The 25,166-nt window shown below is 44.6% G+C and carries 14 protein-coding genes; 2 read left to right on the forward strand and 12 right to left on the reverse strand.

Annotated elements, in window-relative coordinates; all coding sequences use genetic code 11:
* Positions 1-5: 5 nt before the first annotated feature.
* The 12 genes from rlmN to G5B47_RS14655 form a co-directional block, all read right to left on the reverse strand.
* Positions 6-1,073 (reverse strand): 23S rRNA (adenine(2503)-C(2))-methyltransferase RlmN, encoded by a 1,068-nt coding sequence (rlmN, locus tag G5B47_RS14600; protein ID WP_165099350.1) that lies wholly within the window; start codon positions 1,071-1,073, stop codon positions 6-8.
* Between the two features lie 291 nt (positions 1,074-1,364).
* Entirely contained in the window at positions 1,365-3,734 is a 2,370-nt protein-coding gene (locus tag G5B47_RS14605; RefSeq protein WP_165099352.1) for a YcdB/YcdC domain-containing protein, read from the reverse strand.
* Positions 3,735-4,858: 1,124 nt separating this feature from the next.
* On the reverse strand, positions 4,859-10,792 hold the full coding sequence (locus tag G5B47_RS14610; RefSeq protein WP_165099355.1) for an S-layer homology domain-containing protein: 5,934 nt from the start codon (positions 10,790-10,792) through the stop codon (positions 4,859-4,861).
* A gap of 681 nt (positions 10,793-11,473) precedes the next feature.
* A complete protein-coding gene (locus G5B47_RS14615) occupies positions 11,474-12,487 on the reverse strand; it encodes a zinc-dependent alcohol dehydrogenase family protein (protein ID WP_165099357.1) in 1,014 nt (337 codons plus the stop codon).
* 171 nt (positions 12,488-12,658) lie between these two features.
* On the reverse strand, positions 12,659-13,174 hold the full coding sequence (locus G5B47_RS14620; protein WP_165099359.1) for a PTS sugar transporter subunit IIA: 516 nt from the start codon (positions 13,172-13,174) through the stop codon (positions 12,659-12,661).
* Positions 13,175-13,333: 159 nt separating this feature from the next.
* On the reverse strand, positions 13,334-14,101 hold the full coding sequence (locus G5B47_RS14625; protein WP_165099362.1) for a MurR/RpiR family transcriptional regulator: 768 nt from the start codon (positions 14,099-14,101) through the stop codon (positions 13,334-13,336).
* Between the two features lie 153 nt (positions 14,102-14,254).
* On the reverse strand, positions 14,255-15,304 hold the full coding sequence (locus G5B47_RS14630) for an NAD(P)-dependent alcohol dehydrogenase (RefSeq protein WP_165099364.1): 1,050 nt from the start codon (positions 15,302-15,304) through the stop codon (positions 14,255-14,257).
* 321 nt (positions 15,305-15,625) lie between these two features.
* A complete protein-coding gene (locus tag G5B47_RS14635) occupies positions 15,626-16,753 on the reverse strand; it encodes an ROK family transcriptional regulator (RefSeq protein WP_206107366.1) in 1,128 nt (375 codons plus the stop codon).
* 187 nt (positions 16,754-16,940) lie between these two features.
* Positions 16,941-18,269, reverse strand: a complete 1,329-nt coding sequence (locus G5B47_RS14640) for a 6-phospho-alpha-glucosidase (RefSeq protein WP_165099367.1) — start codon at positions 18,267-18,269, stop codon at positions 16,941-16,943.
* A gap of 75 nt (positions 18,270-18,344) precedes the next feature.
* Positions 18,345-19,928, reverse strand: a complete 1,584-nt coding sequence (locus G5B47_RS14645; protein ID WP_165099369.1) for a PTS transporter subunit EIIC — start codon at positions 19,926-19,928, stop codon at positions 18,345-18,347.
* A 314-nt stretch (positions 19,929-20,242) separates the two neighbouring features.
* Complete coding sequence (locus tag G5B47_RS14650; RefSeq protein ID WP_019908812.1) at positions 20,243-20,467, reverse strand: helix-turn-helix domain-containing protein; 225 nt, start codon at positions 20,465-20,467, stop codon at positions 20,243-20,245.
* Positions 20,468-20,593: 126 nt separating this feature from the next.
* Positions 20,594-22,249 (reverse strand): PucR family transcriptional regulator, encoded by a 1,656-nt coding sequence (locus G5B47_RS14655; RefSeq protein ID WP_165099372.1) that lies wholly within the window; start codon positions 22,247-22,249, stop codon positions 20,594-20,596.
* A gap of 287 nt (positions 22,250-22,536) precedes the next feature.
* Between G5B47_RS14655 and G5B47_RS14660 the strand changes: the two genes are divergently transcribed.
* Positions 22,537-23,859 carry a cation:dicarboxylate symporter family transporter gene (locus G5B47_RS14660; protein WP_165099375.1) on the forward strand — a complete coding sequence of 441 codons (1,323 nt, stop codon included), beginning with the start codon at positions 22,537-22,539 and terminating at the stop codon, positions 23,857-23,859.
* Between the two features lie 198 nt (positions 23,860-24,057).
* Positions 24,058-25,131, forward strand: a complete 1,074-nt coding sequence (locus G5B47_RS14665) for a mannose-1-phosphate guanylyltransferase (RefSeq protein WP_165099377.1) — start codon at positions 24,058-24,060, stop codon at positions 25,129-25,131.
* The last annotated feature ends 35 nt before the right edge of the window (positions 25,132-25,166 follow it).

Raw genomic sequence — 25,166 nt, forward strand, 5'->3', positions numbered from 1 at the left:
CTACGTTAACCGAGCGCGGAAGCTTTGATCTGCTTACTTCGCAGCTGGCCGCAGGCCGCATCGATATCCACTCCCTGCTCCAAGCGGGTGCTGACGCTGATTCCCTGTTTTTTCAACGTATCGAAAAAGGCTCTTACCGTCTCCCGGTCGCTCCGCTGATACTGGCTGTGCTCGTCCACCGGATTATACGGAATCAAGTTTACATTGACGAGCGGGCCATAACCGGCAATCAGACTGGCCAGTTCCAAAGCGTGCTCCTGCTGGTCGTTCACATCCCGGAGCAAAATATACTCCAGCGTCGTTCTCCGCTTTGTCTTCTCCAAGTAATACTCAAGCGCCTGCATCAGCTTCTCGATCGGAATCGCACGGTTGATCTTCATAATGCGGGAGCGAAGCTCATTATTCGGCGCATGGAGGGAAATCGCCAGATTGATCCGAAGATCCATATCCGCAAACTCGATGATTTTGTCCGCAAGACCGCTGGTCGAAACCGTGATATGCCGCCCGGCGATGTTCAAGCCCTTCTGATTCTTGATTATATGAAGAAAATCCACCATATTCTCAAAGTTGTCGAACGGCTCCCCGATCCCCATTACGACGATATGGCTTACCGCTTCACCTTTTCCGGCCCGGTCCAGATCCAACTGGACTTGCATAATCTGCTCGACGATCTCTCCGGATGACAAATCCCGGCTCTTGGACAAAAGCCCGCTCGCGCAGAAGCTGCATCCGATGTTGCACCCGACCTGGGTCGTTACGCATACGGCCAGCCCGTATTTTTGCCGCATCAATACCGTCTCAATCAAATTCCCGTCGGGCAGGCGGAACAAAAATTTGACCGTGCCGTCCACCGATTCCTGCTTGATGTGTTCGGACAACGTACGGATGGCAAAATGCTCGTCCAGCAGGCTCAAAGCCTCGGGGTGAACGTCGCTCATCTCAAAAAAATCGGTGACACGCTTCACGTACAGCCAATCCCAAACCTGCAGCGCCCGGAATTTGCGATGTCCTCGTTCCAGAAGCCAGGCTTCCAGCTGTTCAAAGGTTAACCCGTAAATGGAAGTCTTGTTCATTTATTTATCCTCTTTTCAAGGCTGTTTCAAGCCTGTCATTCAACTTTAGGCTGCCTAAATGGCAATCGATATTATTGTCCCAAATTTTTTTATTTAAAACAAGAGGATATATCAAGAAGAAACGCCTGACGGCGTCTTTTTTAGACGCAAGTTCGTTTCTCGCCGAAATATAAGATCAAACAATTGGTGCGAAGCGTATAAGTCTTATATTTAGAAAAAGCCGTTCAGCGAAGGAATATTCTCTCCGCCGAACGGCTTGCAGCTTTTTGCCTGTTTTATTAATGTTACATTTTAATAGTACAAGGATTGGCCGATGGGCTGATCCGTTTTGCCCTGAAGCTCCACCAGCTTCAACAACACCGCAGCCGCTTCAGCCTTGGTTACGGTGTCGGCCGGGTTGAACTTGCCGTTCTCAGCCTGTAACAGACCCAGCTTCACAGCAACGGCCACTTCGCCCTTGCGGCTGATCGAGGCGGCATCTCCAAATTGGTTGATGACCGGATCGGCCTGGAAATATGTGGAAATCTTGTTGTATTTGACGATGGAGGTCAGCAGAACGGCGAGCCCCTCGCGGGTCAGCTTGGCGTCTGGCTGAAACGCGCTGTCGGCATCGATCCAGCGGTTCTGCACGGCATAGGAAACCGCATCATAATAAGGGTTTTCCGGGTTTACGCCGGCGACCGGTTTGCGTTCGGCTCCGTTATTCATATTCGCATAATAAGGCGTAACCGCTTTGGCTATCCAGGTCAGCCAGTCTCCGGCCGTGATCTCGGAGTCCGGATACACCTTCCCGTTCTCATCCGGGGTCAGGATGCTGTATTTCACCAATGTCGACAGCGCCTGCTCGACCGGGTTCCCCTGGATATCCGAAGCGTCGGACGCTTTCTTCAATTGGCCGGGAGCGTCATATTGTGCGGTCCATTTGCCGTTCAGGGCATTCAAGACTTCCGGCACATTCTGGGAATCCTGCAGCGCCGGCGAATACACAAGCTTGATCTTCTGCGCGGTAAAGCCGGCTGGGGTATAGCCTCCAAAGTTTCCATACTGCAGCTTCACTTTGTATTTGCCGAAGCTTTGAGCCCGCGCCTCCTCCTTCGTAACTTTTACTGCCGAAGGGTCAATCGCGGCTTTCTCAAGATCAGATGACCGGGGAATATAATAAGACTGCAGGGCTCCGTTATTATCCAGGCCAATCGTCAGGCCGCCGTCACCCACAGGAATGCCTTTATAGAAACGGAGGAATTGAAAGCTGAACCCCGCGCCCCCGTTCAGCGCGTTGTCTCCCCGCTCGACCAGCTTCAGATTGACGGAAGCATCCGGATAGAGGAGATTAATCAGTGCGATCGCTTTTTTCCGGGCCTGCTCCTTCGTCAGTTTGCTTCCTTTCGTAGCTGCCGCCTCCGACGCGCCGGCCGGAACGCCATACTTATTTTCATTGAAGCTCAGAATCTGCCCTGTAACGGCGTCCACCTCGGCGAAGGATTGGGAAGGGAACCCGGTTCTGAGGGATTCGTTATCCAGCCAGTTGAGCCTCCAGATTTTACGGTCCTTATCGGAATAATCGTCGCCCAGCGTACTGGATGCCAGCTTTCTCGATGCTGGAATGGAGACCACCTGTTTTACCCGTTTGGCCGCTTCGTCACTGGACAATTCTATTGTGCTGCTTCTGGGAACAAAACGATTGGCCGACTGCGGAACATCGCTGTATACGGCGGATGCAACCGTAGTTTCCGCGCCGGAAGTATCCAGACGTTTGCCTGTCAGGGCATCGGTCGCATAGAGCGCCCGCTCCGTTGGCCGCCAGGCCAGAATCCAGCTGTTGGCGCCCCCATTCTTGAAGACGGGCACGTAAACCAGCTCTACGTCAAACTGGTCGCTGAATACCTGCTCCGCCTTGGCCTGCGAAACCGAGGCTGCAGCTGCCGGATAACTCCAATGCTCCGGAGATTTGTTGAACTGCCGCACACTGCCGTCTGCAGCAACGGCGACGGAGACATTTTCAAGAGGAGAGGGAATGCCATTTCTCAAAACCGTAAAATTAAATCCATATTGTACTGGACCGAAAAGTGCCGGATTACCAAAATAATTAACGTTGTCCTGAGGTTCCAGATCGTTCACCGACAGCGAGGGGGCAGCCTTGGCGATAAACGCTTTCGCCTTCTCCAGCGCTTGTTCCCTTGTGATCTCGGGCGGGTAATAGCTTTCGTTCTGCTGCCGGTCCGGAAAATAAAGATATGTACTGATGAGGTCTCCGTTAACGGCATCTACTTGGCTGTCAAATCCGTATCCGTGGCTGCCTTGTTGGTAATTCCACTGGATATGCCATATCATCTGATTGGACGGAGCGGGATACGAGTTGTTAATCCCTAGCTGCACACTCGACACTTGAGCTTCCTCCAAAACGGGAAATAGCGACTTCAGTTTGGCAAGCGCCTGCTCTTTGGTAAACTTAACCTTGGAAGGGTCCGCTTCGTTCGACTGGGCAGTGGCAGCGGCGCTCTTGGATGTATCGGCAACCACCTTGACAGCAGCAGGCACGGCAGCGGCGGTACCGGAAGAAGAAGCCGCTCCGGCAAGTCCCGCCGGCATTACAAGAGTCAACGTTACCATTCCGGTTAATGCGGTTTTGGCTGTAAGTCCCGGGTTATGCTTTTTCTTCAAAATCTCATCCTCCTTTTTTCAATTCTTTCTAATTATAAAGATATTTTCATTTATTTTCCATATAAAATGTCCTAGCCAACAAGCACAATAAAAAACCTTCCCCGGCCACCGGCCAAAAGAAGGCTTAACGCATAGTCGCAGGCCCCGTCTATATCTTCCAGCTCCCCAAGCTTGATCAGCCAAGGCAGCCGCTTACGAACGGCCTTTTACATTCAATTTTTGCATAACGTTCGTAGTGTGTTCTGAAATACAGTCCTCGATGATTTTCTCAAGTGACTTTTCCTTATCGACTGGCTTAAAAATGACCTTGAGTTCTACTGGACATCACCTCTTGGTAATGCCTATTACGAGATAAGTTTGTCCAATCGCATTGTTGAAGCTTCGAAATGACTAAGTATAAACAAAGTATAGAAGTATTAACGTTACAAGTAGTGGGCACAGTCGCTGAATTTGAACGTGGGCGTATTCGTAAATGTATTATGGACAACATGTTCCATGCTGCTAATCAACGTGAAATAACTCTTACAAAGCCCATACAGTTATCGACTTAGAAGACAAAGAACTTAGATGTACGAACCTAAGGCTAATATCGTAAGACTGACCTATGATATTTATCTAAATCAAGGAGTAGGCTTTTTCGCTATTACAAAAACTAAGCGAAGAAGGAATTTCATCCAGGCATAACATAGAATGGTCAATCTCCTCGATTAAACTCCTCCTCCCCAATCCTACTTAAAGGCACCGTCGTGTGGAACCGAGTTGATTCAAAAGAAAACTGAAAGAAGACAAGAATTAGGAAGGCTTATCTAGCCATTCCGATATACTTAACCTGAACTGGTTCCGCAGCTTGTGGAAACAGCACGAGTAACTGAAGTACCATGGGGAACAGCAAATTACTGCGGGTAAAAACCGCTATTAACGAAAAGTTGAAGCATATCTGCTGGGATTGATCGATGGAAAGGAAATAGACGTTAAGACTTATCTGTGAAGAAAGTATGTAACAATGATGAATATACAGTTATTTGAATTCTAAAATAGTAACGATAAAAGATCCAAGACATATAGAGATGTCTCGGATCTTTTTTCTCGTAGATTAATTCAATTTTTTTAAAAATTTAATAAAATTAACTGGCTATCCCAACTAAGTCATTAATACGCACTGTGATTGTAAGAGGAATCGGTTCGAACTTCCCATCGACTACCGTAAAAGCATACGAAAGTTGAATGGATTCTTGTGCATCATAATTGTAATGGTTATACACTTCATAAGTTCCATCAGGTAAAAATAGACTGAACTGGCCGTTCTTCACTGGAGTGTTGTAATAGCTATAGGTTGAGTTAGTAACGGTAGTTCGTATAGAAATTGACCCATTACCTGCAGATGTCCCATCTTCGTATGCCACTGTGCCGATTACATTCTTATTCTTTAGTTTGATGCTCAGTGGATTGGGAGTTGGCTTCCCATCAACAACCGTAAAAGCATACGAAAGTTGAGTGGATTCTTGTGCTTCATAATTGTAATGGTTATACACTTCATAAGTTCCATCAGGTAAATACAGACTGAACTGGCCGTTTTTCACTGAAGCGTTGTAATAGTTATAGGTCGAGTTAGTAACGGTAGTTCGTATAGAAATTGACCCATTACCTGCAGATGTCCCATCTTCGTATGCCACTGTACCAATTATCTTCTTTAGTATGAGGCTCAATGGATTTGGAGTCGGCTTCCCATCGATTACCGTAAAAACATATGAAAGTTGAGCGGATTCTTGTCCATCATAACTGTTGTAGTTATACACTTCATATTTACCATCAGGTAAATACAGACTGAACTGACCGTTTTTCACTGAAGCGTTGTAATAGCTATAGGTTGAATTAGTGACGGTAGTTCGTATAGAAACTGATCCATTACCTGCTGACGTCCCATTTTCATATACCACTGTGCCGATTACATTCTTATTCTTTAGTTTGATGCTCAGTGGATTGGGAGTCGGCTTCCCATCAACAACCGTAAAAGCATACGAAAGTTGAGTGGATTCTTGTGCATCATAATTGTAGTAGCCATACACTTCATATTTACCATCAGGTAAATACAGACTGAACTGGCCGTTTTTCACTGAAGCGTTGTAATAGTTATAGGTCGAGTTAGTAACGGTAGTTCGTATAGAAATTGACCCATTACCTGCAGATGTCCCATCTTCGTATGCCACTGTGCCGATTACATTCTTATTCTTTAGTTTGATGCTCAGTGGATTGGGAGTCGGCTTCCCATCAACAACCGTAAAGGTATACGAAAGTTGAGTGGATTCTTGTGCATCATAATTGTTGTAGCCATACACTTCATATTTACCATCAGGTAAATACAGACTGAACTGGCCGTTTTTCACCTGAGGATAGAAATAGCTATAGGTTGAGTTAGTGACGGTAGTTCGTATAGAAACTGATCCATTACCTGCTGACGTCCCATCTTCGTATGCCACTGTACCAATTATCTTCTTTAGTATGAGGCTCAATGGATTTGGAGTCGACTTCCCGTCAATTACCGTAAAAACATATGAAAGTTGAGCGGATTCTTGTCCATCATAACTGTTGTAGTTATACACTTCATATTTACCATCAGGTAAATACAGACTGAACTGACCGTTTTTCACTGAAGCGTTGTAATAGCTATAGGTTGAATTAGTGACGGTAGTTCGTATAGAAACTGATCCATTACCTGCTGACGTCCCATTTTCATATGCCACTGTGCCGATTACATTCTTATTCTTTAGTTTGATGCTCAGTGGATTGGGAGTCGGCTTCCCATCAACAACCGTAAAAGCATACGAAAGTTGAGTGGATTCTTGTGCATCATAATTGTAGTAGTAATCTACCACATACTTACCATCAGGTAGATATAGACTGAACTGACTGTTTTTCACTGAAGCGTTGTAATAGCTATAGGTTGAGTTAGTAACGGTAGTTCGTATAGAAACTGATCCGTTACCTGCTGATGTCCCATCTTCGTATGCCATTGTGCCGATTACATTCTTATTCTTTAGTTTGATGCTCAGTGGATTGGGAGTCGGCTTCCCATCAACAACCGTAAAAGCATACGAAAGTTGAGTGGATTCTTGTGCATCATAATTGTAATGGTTATACACTTCATATTTACCATCAGGTAAATACAGACTGAACTGGCCGTTTTTCACTGAAGCGTTGTAATAGCTATAGGTCGAGTTAGTAACGGTAGTTCGTATAGAAATTGACCCATTACCTGCAGATGTTCCATCTTCGTATGCCACTGTGCCGATTACATTCTTATTCTTTAGTTTGATGCTCAGTGGATTGGGAGTCGGCTTCCCATCGACTACCGTAAAAGCATACGAAAGTTGAGTGGATTCTTGTGCATCAGAGTTGTAGTAGTAATCTACCACATACTTACCATCAGGTAAATACAGACTGAACTGGCCGTTTTTCACCTGAGGATAGAAATAGCTATAGGTTGAGTTAGTAACGGTAGTTCGTATAGAAATTGACCCATTACCTACAGACGTCCCATCTTCATATGCCATTGTGCCGATTACATTCTTTTTCTTTAGTTTGATGCTCAGTGGATTGGGAGTCGGCTTCCCATCAACAACCGTAAAGGTATACGAAAGTTGAGTGGATTCTTGTGCATCAGAGTTGTAGTAGTAATCTACCACATACTTACCATCAGGTAGATATAGACTGAACTGGCCGTTTTTCACCTGAGGATAGAAATAGCTATAGGTTGAGTTAGTAACGGTAGTTCGTATAGAAATTGACCCATTACCTGCTGACGTCCCATCTTCATATGCCATTGTGCCGATTACATTCTTTTTCTTTAGTTTAATGCTCAGTGGATTGGGAGTCGGCTTCCCGTCAACAATCGTAAAAGCATACGAAAGTTGAGTGGATTCTTGTGCATCAGAGTTGTAGTAGTAATCTACCACATACTTACCATCAGGTAAATACAGACTGAACTGGCCGTTTTTCACCTGAGGATAGAAATAGCTATAGGTTGAGTTAGTAACGGTAGTTCGTATAGAAATTGACCCATTACCTACAGACGTCCCATCTTCATATGCCATTGTGCCGATTACATTCTTTTTCTTTAGTTTGATGCTCAGTGGATTGGGAGTCGGCTTCCCATCAACAACCGTAAAGGTATACGAAAGTTGAGTGGATTCTTGTGCATCAGAGTTGTAGTAGTAATCTACCACATACTTACCATCAGGTAGATATAGACTGAACTGACTGTTTTTTACTGAAGCGTTGTAATAGCTATAGGGTGAGTTAGTAACAGTAGATCGTATAGAAACTGATCCGTTACCTGCAGACGCCCCATCTTCATATGCCACTGTGCCGATTACGTTCTTAGTCTTTATTATAATGCTAAGTGGATTTGGATTCGTCTTCCCGTCGGCCACCGTAAAGGTATACGATAGTTGGGTTGATTCTTGTGCATCATAATTATAATGGTTAAATACTTCATATTTACCATCAGGTAAATACAGACTGAACTGCCCATTCTTAACTTGAACGTTATTATAGGTATAAGTTGAATTAATGACTGTATTTCTTATATAAATTGATTCATTACCTGCAGGCGTCCCATCTTCATGTCTAACAGTACCGAATACATTTTTATTTTTTATTGTGATGCTAAGTGGATTTGGAGAAGTCACACCATCCTTTACCGAAAATGCATAAGAAAGAGTAAATTGCTCTTGGTTAACCGAATTAGAATAACTGTTAACCTCATATGAACCGTCAGGTAAGTTAATGCTAAATCCCCCATTTTTCACCTGAGCGTTATAGTGAGAATAAGAAGTTGAACTTTTACTTGATACAGATAGCCAACCATCATTAATAGAAGTTCCATCTTCATTTATTATTTTACCTTCGTATTTCTTAGGTATTGTTATATCAAGCAAAATTGGATCAGACTGGCCGTTAACTACTTTAAAGGTATAGTAAAGTGAAATCTGCTCTTCGTTAACGGAATCCTGAAGTTTATACACAACATAGGTTCCATCAGGTAAATTAAAGTTAAATGCTCCACGTATCACTTGAGATTCATAAATAAGGTTAGGCCCCGAATCTGATCTATATAGGTATATGGTTCCTTTCTCAATAACGGACCCACCAAAATAATTTACTTTCCCCGCAATATTGCTTGGTGTCGGTATTGCGGTCGTTGTCGGTGTTGCTGCTTGTGTCGGTATTGCGGTCGTTGTCGGTGTTGCTGTTGGTGTTGCGGTTGGTGTTGCTGTTGGCGTCGGTGTTGCGATTGGTGTCGGTGTTGCTGTTGGTGTCGGTGTTGCGGTCGGTGTCGGTGTTGCTGTTGGTGTCGGTGTTGCTGTTGGTGTCGGTGTTGCGGTCGGTGTCGGTGTTGCTGTTGGTGTCGGTGTTGCTGTTGGTGTTGCGGTTGGTGTCGGTGTTGCTGTTGGTGTCGGTGTTACGGTCGGTGTCGGTGTTGCTGTTGGTGTTGCGGTTGGTGTCGGTGTTGCTGTTGGTGTCGGTGTTGCTGTTGGTGTCGGTGTTACGGTCGGCGTCGGTGTTGCTGTTGGTGTCGGTGTTACGGTCGGCGTCGGTGTTGCTGTTGGTGTCGGTGTTACGGTCGGCGTCAGTGTTGCTGTTGGTGTTGTTGGTGATATTGGTGATCCTCCAATAACTGTTGATGTTGTTGGAATGATCGGTGTTGGGGAAGCTGAAACTGTATTTGCTGCTTTATCAGTGCCACCAATATTGACAGTTACATCTGATGAGACATCTTTCCCTACCTCGACTTTACTAGGTGGTTGCTCCATTGAAATTCCTGTAGCATTAATAATTGCATTGTCGATTTTACCATCACCAAAAACTTGTATACTTGCATTTATTGCAATAGATTCAATATTTGCATTATTAGTTAACTTATTACCATTTGCTTCTTTATCAATATTTAGATTTTGTATACTACCCTTTGGTATTTCTACAATAATATTCTGTGCTAAGACATTTACAGCTATAAAGTCCCCCGCTAAACTTATCTGTGAGTCTTTGGGAAGATCTTTTGATAATGTAACCGTGTCAATAGAAGCCCCTTCAGCAGACTCGATTTTTGCTGTAGATTGAATCTGAAGATCATTTATATTGGTTGTTCCCTCAACAACGACTCTTACATTACCATCCTTCTTGTCAACAATGACGTCACTCATTATTGAATCTTCAAAATGAATACTATGAGATCCGCCACCCATAACTGTCGTTGTACCAGTTACAGTAACATTCTTTATGAATGCCTCTCCTTCACCAATCCCTTCTCCTAACAACAAGTTCCCTTTAATAGTTGTGTTCTTAATGGTAACATTAGGAGAGTTTACTACAACATTTTGATTCACTGTTACATTCCCTGATTCAGGACCATATACGCCCGCTTCGTTATAGGCTATAGTTTTGTTTCTAAGGTCTAAAGCTCTATCTAATATTACAACTGACTCTCCACGGGTTGTTGATGATTTAGGATGAAATGTATTGTCCGAATATCCTGTTATAATCCCTTCATCATAAACTGAACCGACTGCCCCTTTACTCCATACGGAAATTTCTTTTGCATCGTTAAACCTGGTACCTGAGTCAGACGTTGAAAGTTTCAACAATTTACTTATGATTACAGCCAATTCCTGGCGGCTCACCTTATTATTTGGCCCAAATGATCCGTCTGAATACCCAGATATGTATCCTGCAGCATTTGCTTTTAAAAGCTCAGTATAATACCAGTCTGAATCAGTAATATCTTTAAAGTTAACTTCCTTTTTCTCTACAAATCCAAAGGATTTATTGATTAAAACAATTAGTTCTGCCCTAGTAATTAACTTATTAGGTTTGAACTCTCCATTTGGATAACCAGATATTAGACCATTTTCAATCCATTCTGAAATTTGTGCCTCAGCCCAGTGCCCTTTGATGTCTGAAGCCGCGCTAGCGAATAAGGTACTGAAAGGCAACATTGTTAGACAGAAGACAAGCACAAATACAATGATTTTTTTAAATATTCTCTTTTTAACAATCACTTTTCTCCCTCCACTTTCTTAAATATCAAAATCTCTGCCAGGGCCTAAAGTATCAATTCCATCTGGCCTTAGTCCCAAACATTCACAGTGAATCATAGCATGCTATATTATTAATTTATGTCATATTATGTCGATAGTTATTTGTCTATTTAATGTCAAGTAAAAATTAAGGTACTCGAAATTGTTTAAAGGTTACATCTCCTTGTTGTAAAGGAATACTCCGCAGACACTTACTTTCGAACGAATGACAACTCTCTCAACAAATTACTTGGAACTAAAAGCACCTTAGCAATACGTACTTAAGTAAAAAAGCGAAGGGGTCTCCCCTTCGCTGTTTTTAATCAAGATCATATAGACAAGTACTGAAGCCATTATGCTTTCCGTATATTTTTGCGCAAAGGAATCAGTATACCAGCAATGTAATCAACTATATTCCTATCCTAAGGTCTATATGAGGCAAATCTCTTCATCCAACTCTTCATCCAATCAGAAGGAATAATTTCACCTCATTTATTTCATTGTCTGATGGTACCGCGAATGCATCATAGACAACGAGGTGAAGATGAAATGTGAAGAGATTGCCAAAACACTTCCAGGTTGAATGCAATGTCTTGAAGATGTAAAAGGCAAACGGCTCACTTTTTTATAAAAACCCTTGGATGACTGTGGGATCGCGCATATTTATGTAGAGTGAGTGACTACACCTTTCGCTACATTCATTTGCGGATATTTTCCCATCACTTCCGGAATGTCATCTAGTGCGAAATAATGGCTGATTAATGGCTCAATCCGTACTATGTTTTGCCGAATGAAAGAAATCGCTTCTTCATGTGTGAAAGGATTAATAAAGGATCCCTTTATGCTAAGCTCTTTTGAAAAAATGGTAAACGGCGAAACATTAATCAGAGTGTCTGGCGAAGGTACGCCGAACAGAAGGATTTGACCTCCTTTTCGGGCTGCTTTGATTGCAAGCTCCATTGATTCTTTGCGTCCCACGCATTCAATTACGACATCTGCAATATTCATCAAATGTTGTACCGTTTCCGGACTCGTTGGCTGCACGACCTCGTTCGCCCCCAGTTCAAGAAGCCGCTCGTGTTTCTCCACCGCAGGTTCGCTGACAATAATTTTTGCCGCTCCTTGTTTTTTTACAAGCTGGAGGAACAATTGGCCGATGAAACCGCCACCAATAATGAGTACCGTATGAACCGGGCGAACATCGATTTTCTTCAATCCGTGCAAGACACAACCGACAGGCTCTACCATCGCACCTTCTACATAGCTCATCTCGTTCGGGATAAGGTAGGCGTTTGCCGCAGGAACAATGCAATATTCCGCCATGCCACCGTCTCGCGTCACGCCGATTGCTTGAAGGTGATCGCACAAGTGAGGCCGACCACTCCGACAATATTCACATTCGCCGCAATAAATATTCGGATCTATCGATACTCTGTCTCCTAGCTTCAAGTTCGAAACCCCAGACCCCAACTCTATCACTTCGCCTGCCAGTTCATGGCCGAGCACGATCGGCGGGTTGACCGCCGCAGATCCGGGGTGGCCATGATAAATATGCTGATCCGTACCACAAATGCCGCAACTTTCGACCCGAATTCGCACCTCATGCGGTTCGAGATCCTTCGTTTTCCAATCTAACACTTCCATTTGATGCTTTCCTTTAAATACCGCTGCCCTCATGTTTACCGACTCCCCGTTATTAAACTGATTTTTGCTCAGGCCTTACCAATTCAACAGATGCAAACTATTCAATCTGATTGGTATATTTATTGTTAGCGATTGCATAAAAGCTTCGTATAAAAACACTTATATTCTTAAGGTCACTCGTCCACAGTGCAATATGCTCGATCTTCATTGCATGTCCTCATATTGTATAGTAACAGCGTCTTTTTCCTTTGCTGCTACTTTGCCGGTCTTGTAACTGAAGCTCATTCCGTTCAGTTCGATAAAAATAACCGAAACAGCAACAGAAGGCACTTTGTCCTTGATTTGTTCAAGGCTAACCTTTAAGATTAAGTCCCCCGCTTTAACTACACTTCCTTCCTTTACATAAACATCAAAGCCTTCACCTTTTAGCTTTACTGTATCCACGCCAAAATGGATTAAAAATTCAATCCCGGAATTGCTTTTTATGGAAAAAGCATGCTTGCTGGGAACCACTGTCGTAACGACTCCATCCACCGGCGAGAAGACTTCTCCATTCTCAGGTTGAATGGCAAATCCGTCCCCCATCAACCGCTGGGAAAATGCTTCGTCCGGCACGTGGCCCAAATCGATAATTTCCCCGGAAATAGGAATAATAAAGCCATCTTCTTGCTGCTGCTCCGGTTTATCTTGAAATATAAGCGCTTTAATTTTATTAAACATGAGAAATACCTCCAAATGATTTATAGTGAAGATTCTTTATTCTATACACCGATATTATATTAGAGCGTTTACTTGTGTAAACAATTTCACAACGTAAAAAAACGTGTACTTTAGAAAAGTAACACGTTTCCAAAATAAGAGTATGTTGTTCTCGTTATGTCAATTTTTAATAGAGTCTTCCTTTATTTTCTCCAAATATTCACCAATCAAAAACTCAAACAACATCAGCACATTCGCATAGAAAGAAGAGGCTGACTTATTACGGTCATCCATCGCATTCATATCCACTATTTTTAAATGCATATCCGCTAGTTTGGATAAAGAATTTTCTGAATCTCCTGTAAATGAAATAATTTTAATTCCATTTTTCTTTGCCGAATGCGACATTCTCAGCAAAGAATCCGTTTCTCCGGATTTGGAAACATTGATAAACAATTTTGCCTGAATAGGGTTTACATCATAGCTTTCAATGGGTTCGGAATAGATACATTTAAATCCAAGAACGATTAATTTTCTGGTTATATATTCCGTAATAGGTGTAGAGAATCCTCCTCCGAAAGTATATATAATTTCATTTTTGTTTTGGAGCAGCAAGTTTACAAAATCGTCTATTTTTTTGTGATCTATTAATGATAATAATTGTTCCAGATCAACACCGTAGAATTGATTATTTTTTTCGCCGGAAAATTGAGACTTTTTATCCTTCAATGTAAAAACAAGATGATAGTACATATCCAGAAAGCCGGTATGGCCCAATTTTTTCGCCAAATTCATAATTGTAGTTGTAGATGTATAAAATTCCTTAGCGATGCCTCTTACCCCTATTTCTTTCACATTCTCTATATTGTCCATAATATATAATAATATTTTTTCTTCCGTTTGATTCAACTGATATTTGTCAACCAGCTTGCTGATATCTAAACCCATATCGTTGTCACCTACATAAATAATTTCAAATTTGATATAAGAAATCCATTGAGCCTCTGCGGGCATGATTACTCGCGAAAGCTGCTATCCATAGGACTTCGCGATGCTGATCAGCTTAGCATGCCCGCTTCTCCATATAAAATGGCTATCTATTTATTTTTCAATTTTAATAACTGCTTTCACAATTTCCGTTTTATTTCTGATGCTTGAGTCCATGGCGTTCTGAACATCATCAAGATCGAAGACGTGTGTGATAATTCCCTTTAGGTTAACCTTGCCGCTAGCGACTGCCTGAATCGCCATGGGATAGATATGTCTGTATCGGAACACAGTCTTAAAAGTAAGTTCCTTATCCATCGCAAGACTGAGTGGTAAATTGACTAATCCGCTTTTACTATAACCTATAAATACGATGTTTGCACCTTTCTTGGTGATGAATACGGCTTGTTGGGTTATAATTTCCGCACCTGTTGTTTCAAATACAAGATCGCAGCCCGTGCCGCCGGTCAACTCCATAACTTCTTTCACAACATCTTTTTCTTTGCCGTTAATGACTGCCGCAGCTCCCAGTTCCTTAGCCTTCTCCAAACGGTTTTGCATAACGTCCACTACATAGATTTCAGTAAGTCCCATTGCCTTTAAAGCAAGCAATGTGACCAAACCTATACAGCCTGCACCCATGATCACAGCGGACTGACCGGCATGCGCGCCGCCCTGATTTGCCGCATGAAAACCGACGGCAAGCGGCTCAATCAGTGCACCCTCCAGAGTGCTGACATTGTCAGGCAGTTTGAAGCAAAGATCGGCCTCATGCGCGACATACTCCTGAAAAACGCCATCAACCGGCGGGGTGGCAAAAAATATCACATCAGGACAAAGGTTGTATTGACCTGTCTTACAGAATTCGCAGCGTCCGCAGGTTTTTCCCGGCTCCAGCGCAACTTTGTCACCTACTTTGAGATTGGTGACATTCTTGCCAATTTCCATCACTGTCCCGCCCGGTTCATGGCCGAGGACAAACGGGGGCTTCACAATGTAATCTCCGATTCGGCCGGTTTCGTAGTAGTGCAAATCGGAGCCGCAGATGCCCACATATTCAAGCTTCACCAGCACCTCATTGTCCGCAACTTTGGGTATCTCCCTCTCGATAAACCCCATCTTGCCAATACCATTCATAACCGCCACTTTCATTTTACCTTCCATTGTTCCTAGTCTCCTTTCAGTTGCTCGCTTTGTTTGGTGTGATCATATCCTCAACAGCAGGCTTTGATACCGGATAGCTGCGCTATCCTGGATGCAAAAGTACCGTGGCAATCATAACCGCCGTTAAAAGGCAAAAATTAGTTGTGTGCGCTTTCATGTTAAGGTGTAGAGGAAGCTGTTCTTTCCTTGCAGATTTATGTAATAACTTTTATAAAAGTATCTTAATAAGATAGTATTCCAGGTTTGGCGAAATGTCAATAATTTAAAAAAAGAAACCAACCGGAGGTCGATTTCTTTTGGGTCATCGTTGTTGAATTAACCTTAAACCTGGCTTAAAAATCGCTCAATATGCAGCAGAGCCGCGCCCACGGCCGCCGCTTCCCTTTTATTCCGGCACACCTTTAAATAACTGCCATCCGGCTCAAAGGTATTGGATTCTGCCGCAAGGAGTCTTAACTCAACCACATATTCTTCAATATAAGCACCGATATATCCACCCAAAATCACGTCGCAGTCAAACAGCATCCTTAAATTGTTAACCGCAACGGCAAGATAGCTTAGATATTCCTTCCACATTTCCTCCTGCTTTTTACCACCTTTTTTTAGCAGATCAAAAAAATCGGACAGGCCTTCGTCCGTACCGTTTGATAAAACGGAGGCGGAACAGTAGGCATCCAGACATCCCCGCTTTCCGCAATAACAAGTCCTTCCGTTCAGTTCAATCGTCATATGTCCAAACTCGCTGCTACGCTGGTTATCTCCGGGATAAAGCCGGTTATCCAAAAGAATAGAGCCGCCAACGGTGTTACTAAGCGAAAGATAGACTGCATTTTTTACTGCTTCCGTATTCCACAGTTCTGCAAGACCGGCTGCATCCGCATCGTTGCTTAGAACACATGGATAAGAAATGTTTTTGGTAAAATCAGGCCCGTTGCGATCCGCTAAGCCGAGCGCATGGGAATATACCACCGTTTGTTTATCATCGGATAAAATCCCGGGTACTGCTATACCGACTCCTAAAACTTTAGATTTATCAATATTAGAAATTTCGATAAATCCGCTGACCAATTCCCCAATTTCTTTTATATAATCTTGCGAATTTTCAAAAATCTTAGACACACGAGTGCTCTTTACAATTTCTCCGCTTAAATCAACCAGCACAAGACTAAGGTGATTATTTGTAATGTCCAATCCCACGGCAAGTTTGGCGTCTTTGATACAGGAAATGGCTCTTGCTTTTCTTCCGCCCGTGGATTCAAAGACGCCGTTCTCCGTAATAAGGCCCTCACTCTGCAAGTTCTTCAAATTCTGTCCAACGGTTGGCAGACTCATGCCGAGACAAGAGGCAATTTCATGCATGGAAAGCTTCTCATTCTGATAAATTAGCCGAAAGATACGATTTCGGTTTATCCTTTTTACTTCCATATTATTTGTTTTTTCGTATATCATTTCCGCTCCATTTTTTTTATTTTTACACATTTTAAAAGTGTTTTATTAATGTATGTATGATAATTGATTTGTAAAGTTTTTTCAATGTGTAGTCTGGCTAGGCGCGCGCAAAAAAAGAGCCGGTCAAAAGCAGATTGAAACTGCTTTTGACCAGACTCCATCGTTTTGTAGAAAATTATACCTGTTTTTATTTCAATTCAGGCCAGAAGTCTTTGTTGGCCTCGATCAGATCATCCAAAATCTGTTTCGCGACGAATGCGCTGGGTACTGTTCTGGAAAGGGTAATGGCTTGCCACAGCTTTTGATACGATTTTTCGATCCAGGCTTCGACCACTAATTTTTCTGCAGAAACTTGCTGCTCCATAAGCCCTTTTTGGAATTGAGGAATCTTACCCATAGCCAGCGGTTCCGGTCCGCTGCTGCCAAGAAGACAAGGAATCTCAACCATTGCCGTAGGGTCAAAATTGGCAATGGCCCCGTTATTCTCGACAATCATCAGCATTCTTTCTTTCGTATTAAAGGCAATGGCTCTTGCAAGGTCAACAATATAGGTAGCATGTTCATCAATATGCAATCCGGAGCCTTCTGTAGATTGCTGTTCGATAATTTTTCTGGCCTCGCCAAATACAAACTTTTCTCTTCCATCCATGACTTCATTTGCTCGTGTATATTCTATGTTAGAATGCTGAACAACATCATCCGGGAATAAGTAGTATTTCAGATAGGTGTTAGGAAATGTGTCAGGGTCCACAGCATACACATCTTTGGCTTTAGCGAAGGTATCATTCCAGCTTGCTTCCGTGTGCTGGCTGTCTCCAACCGAAACAACATAGCCATGTTTTGCGACATGCTCTTTGATTTTCGGCATTAAATCATTTCCGTCTTTATCGCGAACATCCGTCCACCAGCCAAAATGATTCAGTCCATAATAACGGACGGTCATATCTTTTCTGGACTCTAATCCTGAAATTTCAGCCATCCGCGCTTCAATACCTATCGGCATATCGCAAATGTTCAAAATCCTGGAATTCGGTCTCAAACTGCGGGTCGCTTCGGCAACGATTGACGCCGGGTTCGAGTAATTAAGCATCCATGCATTTGGCGAGTATTTTTCCATGTAGTCAAGGATTTCAATGACTCCGCCAATGGATCTCATTCCATAAGCAATTCCACCGGGGCCGCAGGTTTCTTGACCCAGCACACCGTATTTTAAAGGGATTTTTTCATCCAACTCGCGCATTGCGTACTTGCCGACCCGGATATGAGCCATAACAAAATCGATATCTGTGAAGGCTTCTTCCGGATCAACAGTCGCGACAAATTCAATGTCCGGCGCTTGTTCTCTTAAAATAACCTCGCATGCTCCGGCTATGATATCTTGTCTTTCCTTATCGTTATCATAGAACTTTAGTTTTCCAATAGGGAATTTGTCCAGATTATCCAACAGCATTAAGACGATACCCGGCGTAAATGTGCTTCCTCCGCCTGCGATTGTTACAGTAAACTTTTTACTCATGATTCGTCCCTCTCTCCACTTTTTTGTATATTAAATTTAATGAATAAATTTAACACCTCTTTGATTGGCAAAAGCTTAACCAGCAAGATATTTATCAACGGCATTTCTGACCCCATTGACTTTAGTCCCATAGACGACTTGAATGTTATCTCCATTTTTAATAACGCCTGCTGCTCCTGTACTCTTTAAACCCAGTTCATCAACGACAGCTGCATCTGTTACCTTGATCCTCAAACGGGAGAAGCAGTTGTCAACGGTTTCAATATTCTCCTTGCCTCCAAGGGCTTCCACTATAGCCGCAGCTAAATCGGTATCTTTGTCTGCGCCTGTGGCTGTCTCGCCGGATTTTTGGTTAATTTTCTCTTTGTAATCTTTTTTGGTGAACAGTTTCACCTCAACCTCGTCATCTTCCCGGCCAGGGGTCTTGAGGTTAAACCTTTTAATTAAAAAGGTGAATACAGCGTAATATGTCGCGAGCTCGACAAGTCCTATGCCAACAAAGATAGGCCATCTTGTTCTGCCGATTCCTGCAGGCAAATTAAAAGTCAGGAATTCTATGAGTCCGCCTGCCCCAAAAGCTCTAACCCCCGAGAGTACTGAAATAACCTCAAATATGCCGTCCAAAGCCGAGTGAACTACCCATAGAAACGGCGCCACAAACAAGAATGTAAATTCGATAGGTTCGGTTATGCCGACCAAAAATGAAGTTGCTACCGCTGGTATTAAAAGGGCTTTTAACGTATTCTTTTTTTCTGGTTTCGCTGTTTTATAAAAGGCCAGAGCCGCTCCTACCAAACCGAAAACTTTAACCATACCGTATTGCAAGAACTTTGAGGATGGATCAAACAGCTTGACAGATGGGTCTGTTATCTGCGCCAGGAATATATTGTAAGCGCCCAAATACGTTTGCCCGTTTATAGTCAATTCGCCACCCATGTTAGAATAGAGGAATGGTGAATATACGAGATGGTGTAATCCTGTAGGTATGAGAAATCTGTTTAAAAATCCGTATATAAACACGCCTATCGAACCTGAGAAATTAATGAAATTCGCTGTACCCCGAATACCGCTGGCAGCAAATGGCCAAACATAACTGAACACAACAGCCAGTACGGTTAAAATCGGAACTAAAACGATATATACCAGCTTGGTGTTGCCATACAATGAAATTGCTCCCGGCAACTCTTTATTGCAAAACTTGTTATGGACAAGCGCTACGACGACCCCGAGGATCATTCCAAGGAAAACACCCATATCAATGATTTGAAAGCCTAATACGATGGTTTGCCCGGTTCCCTGCAATTCAGAGGGATTTGTATATTTGATTAATTTTCCCGTTAACTTAAGCCACTCGTTGTTAGCACCCAGAAATGTCAAGTATGACAATAGAGCTATAAGCGCCGCTTCCGCTTTCTTTTCTTTCGCTATTCCCATCGCGATGCCAACACAGAAGACAATTCCCAAGTTGGTTAAAATGGGCCAAACCCCGCTGGCCATGAACTTGCCGACATTGATTAAGGAACTGCCTTCTCCAACAATCGTCGGATTGCCCAAAATGGAAGTAATTGCCAATATCAAACCGACGATCGGCAAAAATAAAACCGGAACAACAATCGCTCTTGCAAAAATCTGCATACCGTTTACAACTTTATCCTTCACCAAAAGCCCCCCCTCATCATTTTCAATTCCGCTTTTTGTAAGCGGTTTATTGTTTACGTTTTACACTCTAACAAATTTTTTCCCCCGTTTAAATACAAAAACCGCATTAAAAAACAGGTTCCATCAACTGACAACCTGTTATTAATGGTTTTCATATTTTCGTATTGTAAGCATTTCCAGAAATCCTTTCAGAGTCATATGAGCAATTCCATTGCAGCGTCTGCTTGTCGGCGATTTGGTTCATCAAGCAAACAAAAAACCTCCTTTCGCCCATCAGGCTAAAAGAAGGCTTAACGCATAATCGCAGGCCCCGTCTATATCTTCAGCTCCCCAAGCTTGATCAGCTCGACAACCGCTTGCGAACGGCCTTTTACATTCAATTTTTGCATAACGTTGGAGATGTGGTTGCGAACCGTCTTCTCGCTGATAAATAATAAGCCGGCGATATCGCGCGTCGTTTTGTCCTGAACAAGAAGTTCGAATACTTCACGTTCACGATGCGTTAACAAGAATTTGCTGTGATGTTCGTTCCCCTTCAATGGTGTCACCCCTCCTTGCCCGGGATTGTTTGGTCTAACAAGGTAAAGGGATACAGTCAAATTTATAGTATGTATTTGTAATCTTAATGGTGCTGCCTACGGGATGAATTGGGCGACGCGCCACATTTAATCCGCGTCAATAAGCTGCTCCATCAGATAGGCAACCTTAAAGCGCAGATTGTCGCTCGTATTTCTGATCTTGCGTCCGGTGAGCTGCTCGCATTTTCCCAGCCGGTAGACGACGGTATTCCGATGCACGAACAGCTGCTTCGCCGTCTCGGCAATCTGGCAGTTGTTATCGTGATAGGCGACCAGCGTGCGCATCAGCTCCTGCCTTTCTTTTGCCTCCAGCCGGTTCAATTCTTTAAAGGTGTCATCATAGTATTTCTTCAGCTCTTCAATCGGCAGCATCCGCAGAAGATCCGTCAGCTTCTTCACATGATAAAACTGAACAAAACGCCGCTTCTTGCTGCTGTGGGCGGTCTCCCACGCTTCAACCGCTTCCTTGTAGGTAACGGGAAGCTCCGTCAGGCGGTCAACCGGATTTCCGACTCCGACCGATAAGGATATCCCCTCCCGATGATACAGATCGTCACTGATTTCGGTCAGCTGCTCCCGGAGCATCCGTTCCGTGTCCACGGGAGTAGTCTTATCTTTGGAGACAGAGAGAATCAGCACAAACTGGTCTTTATTGCTAAAGAGGACAAACGAATGCCCCCGCGACCGGAACGCATCCTTCAAGATTTCGTACAGTTCTTCCCGCTTGGACAATTGCTGCTCCTCGGAAGGCGGGAGAGCATTTCCCCTTCTGCCAAGGTCCTCATCCTGCTTAATCACAATGCACAGCGAGGGCAAAATTTCGGCCAATCCGTACCGCTTCCCCCGGTGAATCAATTCCTGCTCGGAGGTCATGAACCCGTTAACGATGTCCGTAAACAGATCATTCTTGTAGCGTCTGGAGCGCTCCTTAACCGCCTGCTTCTTGAGCAGCTCGAAGCTGATCACGTTGGCGGCCTGTTCCATGATCATGACCGGAAGCGGCTGAAGCTCGTCAGACTGCTGAAGGATCAGCAGGAAGCCCTGCGGCTGGTACGTCAATATGGGATGCGCGGCAATATAATTCAGTCCTCCGGGAACGGCATCCGCAAGAAAGCTTATGAACGTGCGTTCTTCATTCGGAAGCCGGCTTGCCAACTCGCGGATATGCGGAAGCAGGTCTTGATAGGCCTGCTGTCGGAAATGCGAGGAAGCCGAGATCAGATTCAATCTTTGATCCAGAAGTATGGCGGGGCTGTCCAGCAGCTCGGCCAAATCGCGCACAATTTCGGGAATCCCCTGCCCCTTCAGAATCAGGCTGGAAAATTGGCGGTGGCTCTTCAGCGCATTGCGCAGCGTATCGGCATGCTTGTCCAGAATCGAGTCGATGGCCTGGTTAATAAGATCGCCGAGCGATACGTTGAGCGGCAGCTCGATCAGCGGAAAACCGACCTCGTTGGCAACGGCGACGGCCTCTTGGGGGATCGCGGACCAGAAACGCTTTTTGATTCCAAGTCCGACACAGCCCGCCGCCGATAATTCGGGGATAAGCGCTACAAGCTCCTCCGGACGGTCCTTTAAGGCATAAGCCGTGGTGATCAACAGTTCGTCAGGCTTCACAAAATCAATAATATCCGGGGCATCCATCATATTGACGGAACGGACATCCCGGTTCAGCCCCTGAAAGCCGCATATAACTTTGGATTCCAGAAGAAACGGAATTTTGAGAAGCTCCGCTAATTTCATAGAATTGTATCCCTCCGTTCGCTAATGGCAGATTAGTTAACCCTATTATTTGTAAAATATCATCAATACCTATCATGCTGTGTATTGATTATACAACATAAACAAAAAATGTGGTCACTTTTGTTTAAATTGTATAGTGTTTTGCGGAAAACGATCGATTATAATGAGTCCATAGAGAACAAGATAAGTTATAAAAACTAACATGAAAGGTGCGCATTGAGGGGGAACTGTCACAAAAACATCGGCAGGTTCGAATCTATGAAAAAACGATTGGGAGGATGACAAACATGAACAAGAAAGCTGCCAAGGTCCGCCAGCCTTTTTATAAAGGCCTGTTCTTTCAAATTCTTATGTCCATCGTACTGGGTATCGTGGTCGGATATCTTTGGCCTTCATTCGGAATCGCTTTGAAACCGCTCGGAGACGGCTTTATCAAACTCATCAAGATGATTATTTCTCCGCTTGTCTTTGTAGTTGTCGTGCTGGGCATTGCAAAGGTCGGCAATATCAAGACGGTCGGCCGGATCGGCGGCAAAGCGCTGCTGTACTTTGAGATTGTAACGACAATCGCCCTGATTATCGGCATGCTTGTTGCGAACGTTATGAACCCGGGTGCAGGGATGAATGTGGATCCCGCCTCGCTTTCTACCGACGATGTAAGTAAAGCGACCAAGAACTCCGAGCTCCCTCATGGAACTGAATTCTTTATGAACATTATTCCAGACAGCGTTGTATCGGCGTTTGTCACGAACACAATGCTGCAGGTGCTGCTTGTATCCTGTTTCTTCGGTTTCGCTCTAGTGCGTGTAGGAGGCAAGACCTCGAAGGTCCTTATTGACCTGCTGGAGCATATTAGCCAAGTTATTTTTCAAATTATGGGCTTCATCATGAAGCTGACCGCAATTGCGACCTTTGGCGCGATGGCGTTCACCGTAAGCCAGTATGGTATGCAGACGCTGCTTGCCTTCGGCAAGCTGTTCCTCGCCATGACGGTAGCTTGTCTCCTCTTCCTGCTCATTCTGGAAGTGATTATGCGTGTTTTTGTCGGAATCGGTCTGTGGAAAGCCATTATGCTTGTACGTGAGGAAATTGTATTTTCATTTGCGACCGGCTCGACAGAGGCTGTTATGCCGCAAATTATGACCAAGCTGGAAAAAGCGGGCTGCGACCGCTCGGTTGTCGGGCTCGTAGTTCCAACGGGTTACTCCTTCAACCTCGATGGCGCCTCTATCTACTTGTCGCTGGCGCTTGTCTTCCTGGCGCAAGCAACCGGTGTAGAACTCAGCATATATGAGCAAATCGTACTTCTCGCCGTGTTGCTGCTGACTTCCAAGGGAATGGCCGGCATTCCGGGCTCGGCGTTCGTCGCCTTGTCAGCTACTGCGGCAAGCACAGGCTCTATTCCCATCGCAGCCGTTGCTCTGATGCTTGCACCTGACCGCATTATGGGGAATTTCCGCACGACGGTCAACATTATCGGCTACACCGTCGCAACCTTCGTCGTGGCCCGCTGGGAAGGGCTGCTCAATAAGGAGCAGGCTTTGCTGGCCATGCAGAGCAAGCCGCATGATTCATCCGGCATGCCGGTAACCGTTCAGGCTAATGATTAACCACTTGCGATTCGAAACGCAGGCCGGCTCCCTAAGCTGAAGGGGCGGCAGCCATCCGGTCAGGAAGCATCCGGATGTGCTGCCGCTTATTTTTATGGCTGCCGAGGGTAATACCCATACCTTCACATCTTCCCGCTCATATAAATACCTTACAATCGCACTTGCTCGGGCAGGCCTCGACATCGGGAAGGTGAAAAAATGGATCAGTATGCAGTCATTATGGCCGGCGGCGCCGGACTTCGGCTGTGGCCCCTCTCCAGGGAACAGAGGCCAAAACAGTTTATCAGTGCCGATGGAACCGGCAGCATGCTTCAACGGACAATTGAGCGCATTTCAGAACTGATTCCGCCGGACAAATGCTTTGTCATTACGAATCATAACTATGCCGATCTCACGCAGGAAGTGCTGGGGAACCTCATTCCCCGCCAAAATATTATCCTCGAACCCCTCCGCAAAAACACCGGCGGCTGCATTTCCTATGCGGCCTTACTGCTGGAACGGCGATTCCGGAAAGGCTCGGTCTGCTTTATTCCAGCCGACAGCTATGTCGGCAACAAGCAGGAGTACCTTAAGGCAATCCGTCTGGCGTTCAAGGAGTGCAGCAGCTCGACATTAACTGTAATCGGCGTGAATCCGACCTACCCGGCTATCGGCTATGGCTACATTAACATAGATTCAGACCCTTCAGCCGGCCCCCGGCAAATTTCCCGTGTCCGGCAGTTCAAGGAGAAACCGGATACGGAAACCGCCCGCGCATATGTAGCTTCCGGGCAGTATTTATGGAATAGCGGGATCGTCGCGGGCAGTCTGCAGGCCTTCAAAAGCGGGATTCAGCAGCATATGCAGGAGCACTTCCATATTCTGTCCGAGGCCTTGGACCATCTCGACTCCCCAAGCTTCCATTCATTGATCGAACAGGCTTACAGCCGGCTGCCCGACTTGTCTTTTGATAACGGTGTATTGGAGCACAGCAGCAGCCTGATGGCGGTTAAAGGCGATTTCGATTGGGATGATATCGGGAGTCTGGAGGCGTTCGGAAGATTGACCGGCTGTGACAGCAGCGGCAACGCCGTCAGAGGCAGTCATATCGGAATGGATACACGGGATTCGGTCATCATCAGCAGCGATATTCTGATAGCTTCGATCGGCGTATCGGATATGATGATTATCCAGACGAAAGACGTGATACTGGTCTGCCCGAAGGAGAGGGCCCAGGATATCAAAGCCTTCGTCGAATATTTAAAACATGCAGGGTACGGGGATTTTACCTGAATCTTAACGGCCGCCCTTCCGGTATTGAAGCCGGA

This window comes from Paenibacillus apii, from assembly GCF_011043685.1.
Lineage (GTDB): Bacteria > Bacillota > Bacilli > Paenibacillales > Paenibacillaceae > Paenibacillus_AQ > Paenibacillus_AQ sabinae.

Bases quoted from the DNA above. Each gene is read 5' to 3' on its own strand.
- rlmN (WP_165099350.1), bottom strand. From the start codon at position 1,073: ATGAACAAGACTTCCATTTACGGGTTAACCTTTGAACAGCTGGAAGCC.
- G5B47_RS14615 (WP_165099357.1), bottom strand. From the start codon at position 12,487: ATGAGGGCAGCGGTATTTAAAGGAAAGCATCAAATGGAAGTGTTAGAT.
- G5B47_RS14620 (WP_165099359.1), bottom strand. From the start codon at position 13,174: ATGTTTAATAAAATTAAAGCGCTTATATTTCAAGATAAACCGGAGCAG.
- G5B47_RS14625 (WP_165099362.1), bottom strand. From the start codon at position 14,101: ATGGGTTTAGATATCAGCAAGCTGGTTGACAAATATCAGTTGAATCAA.
- G5B47_RS14630 (WP_165099364.1), bottom strand. From the start codon at position 15,304: ATGGAAGGTAAAATGAAAGTGGCGGTTATGAATGGTATTGGCAAGATG.
- G5B47_RS14635 (WP_206107366.1), bottom strand. From the start codon at position 16,753: ATGATATACGAAAAAACAAATAATATGGAAGTAAAAAGGATAAACCGA.
- G5B47_RS14640 (WP_165099367.1), bottom strand. From the start codon at position 18,269: ATGAGTAAAAAGTTTACTGTAACAATCGCAGGCGGAGGAAGCACATTT.
- G5B47_RS14655 (WP_165099372.1), bottom strand. From the start codon at position 22,249: ATGAAATTAGCGGAGCTTCTCAAAATTCCGTTTCTTCTGGAATCCAAA.
- G5B47_RS14660 (WP_165099375.1), top strand. From the start codon at position 22,537: ATGAACAAGAAAGCTGCCAAGGTCCGCCAGCCTTTTTATAAAGGCCTG.
- G5B47_RS14665 (WP_165099377.1), top strand. From the start codon at position 24,058: ATGGATCAGTATGCAGTCATTATGGCCGGCGGCGCCGGACTTCGGCTG.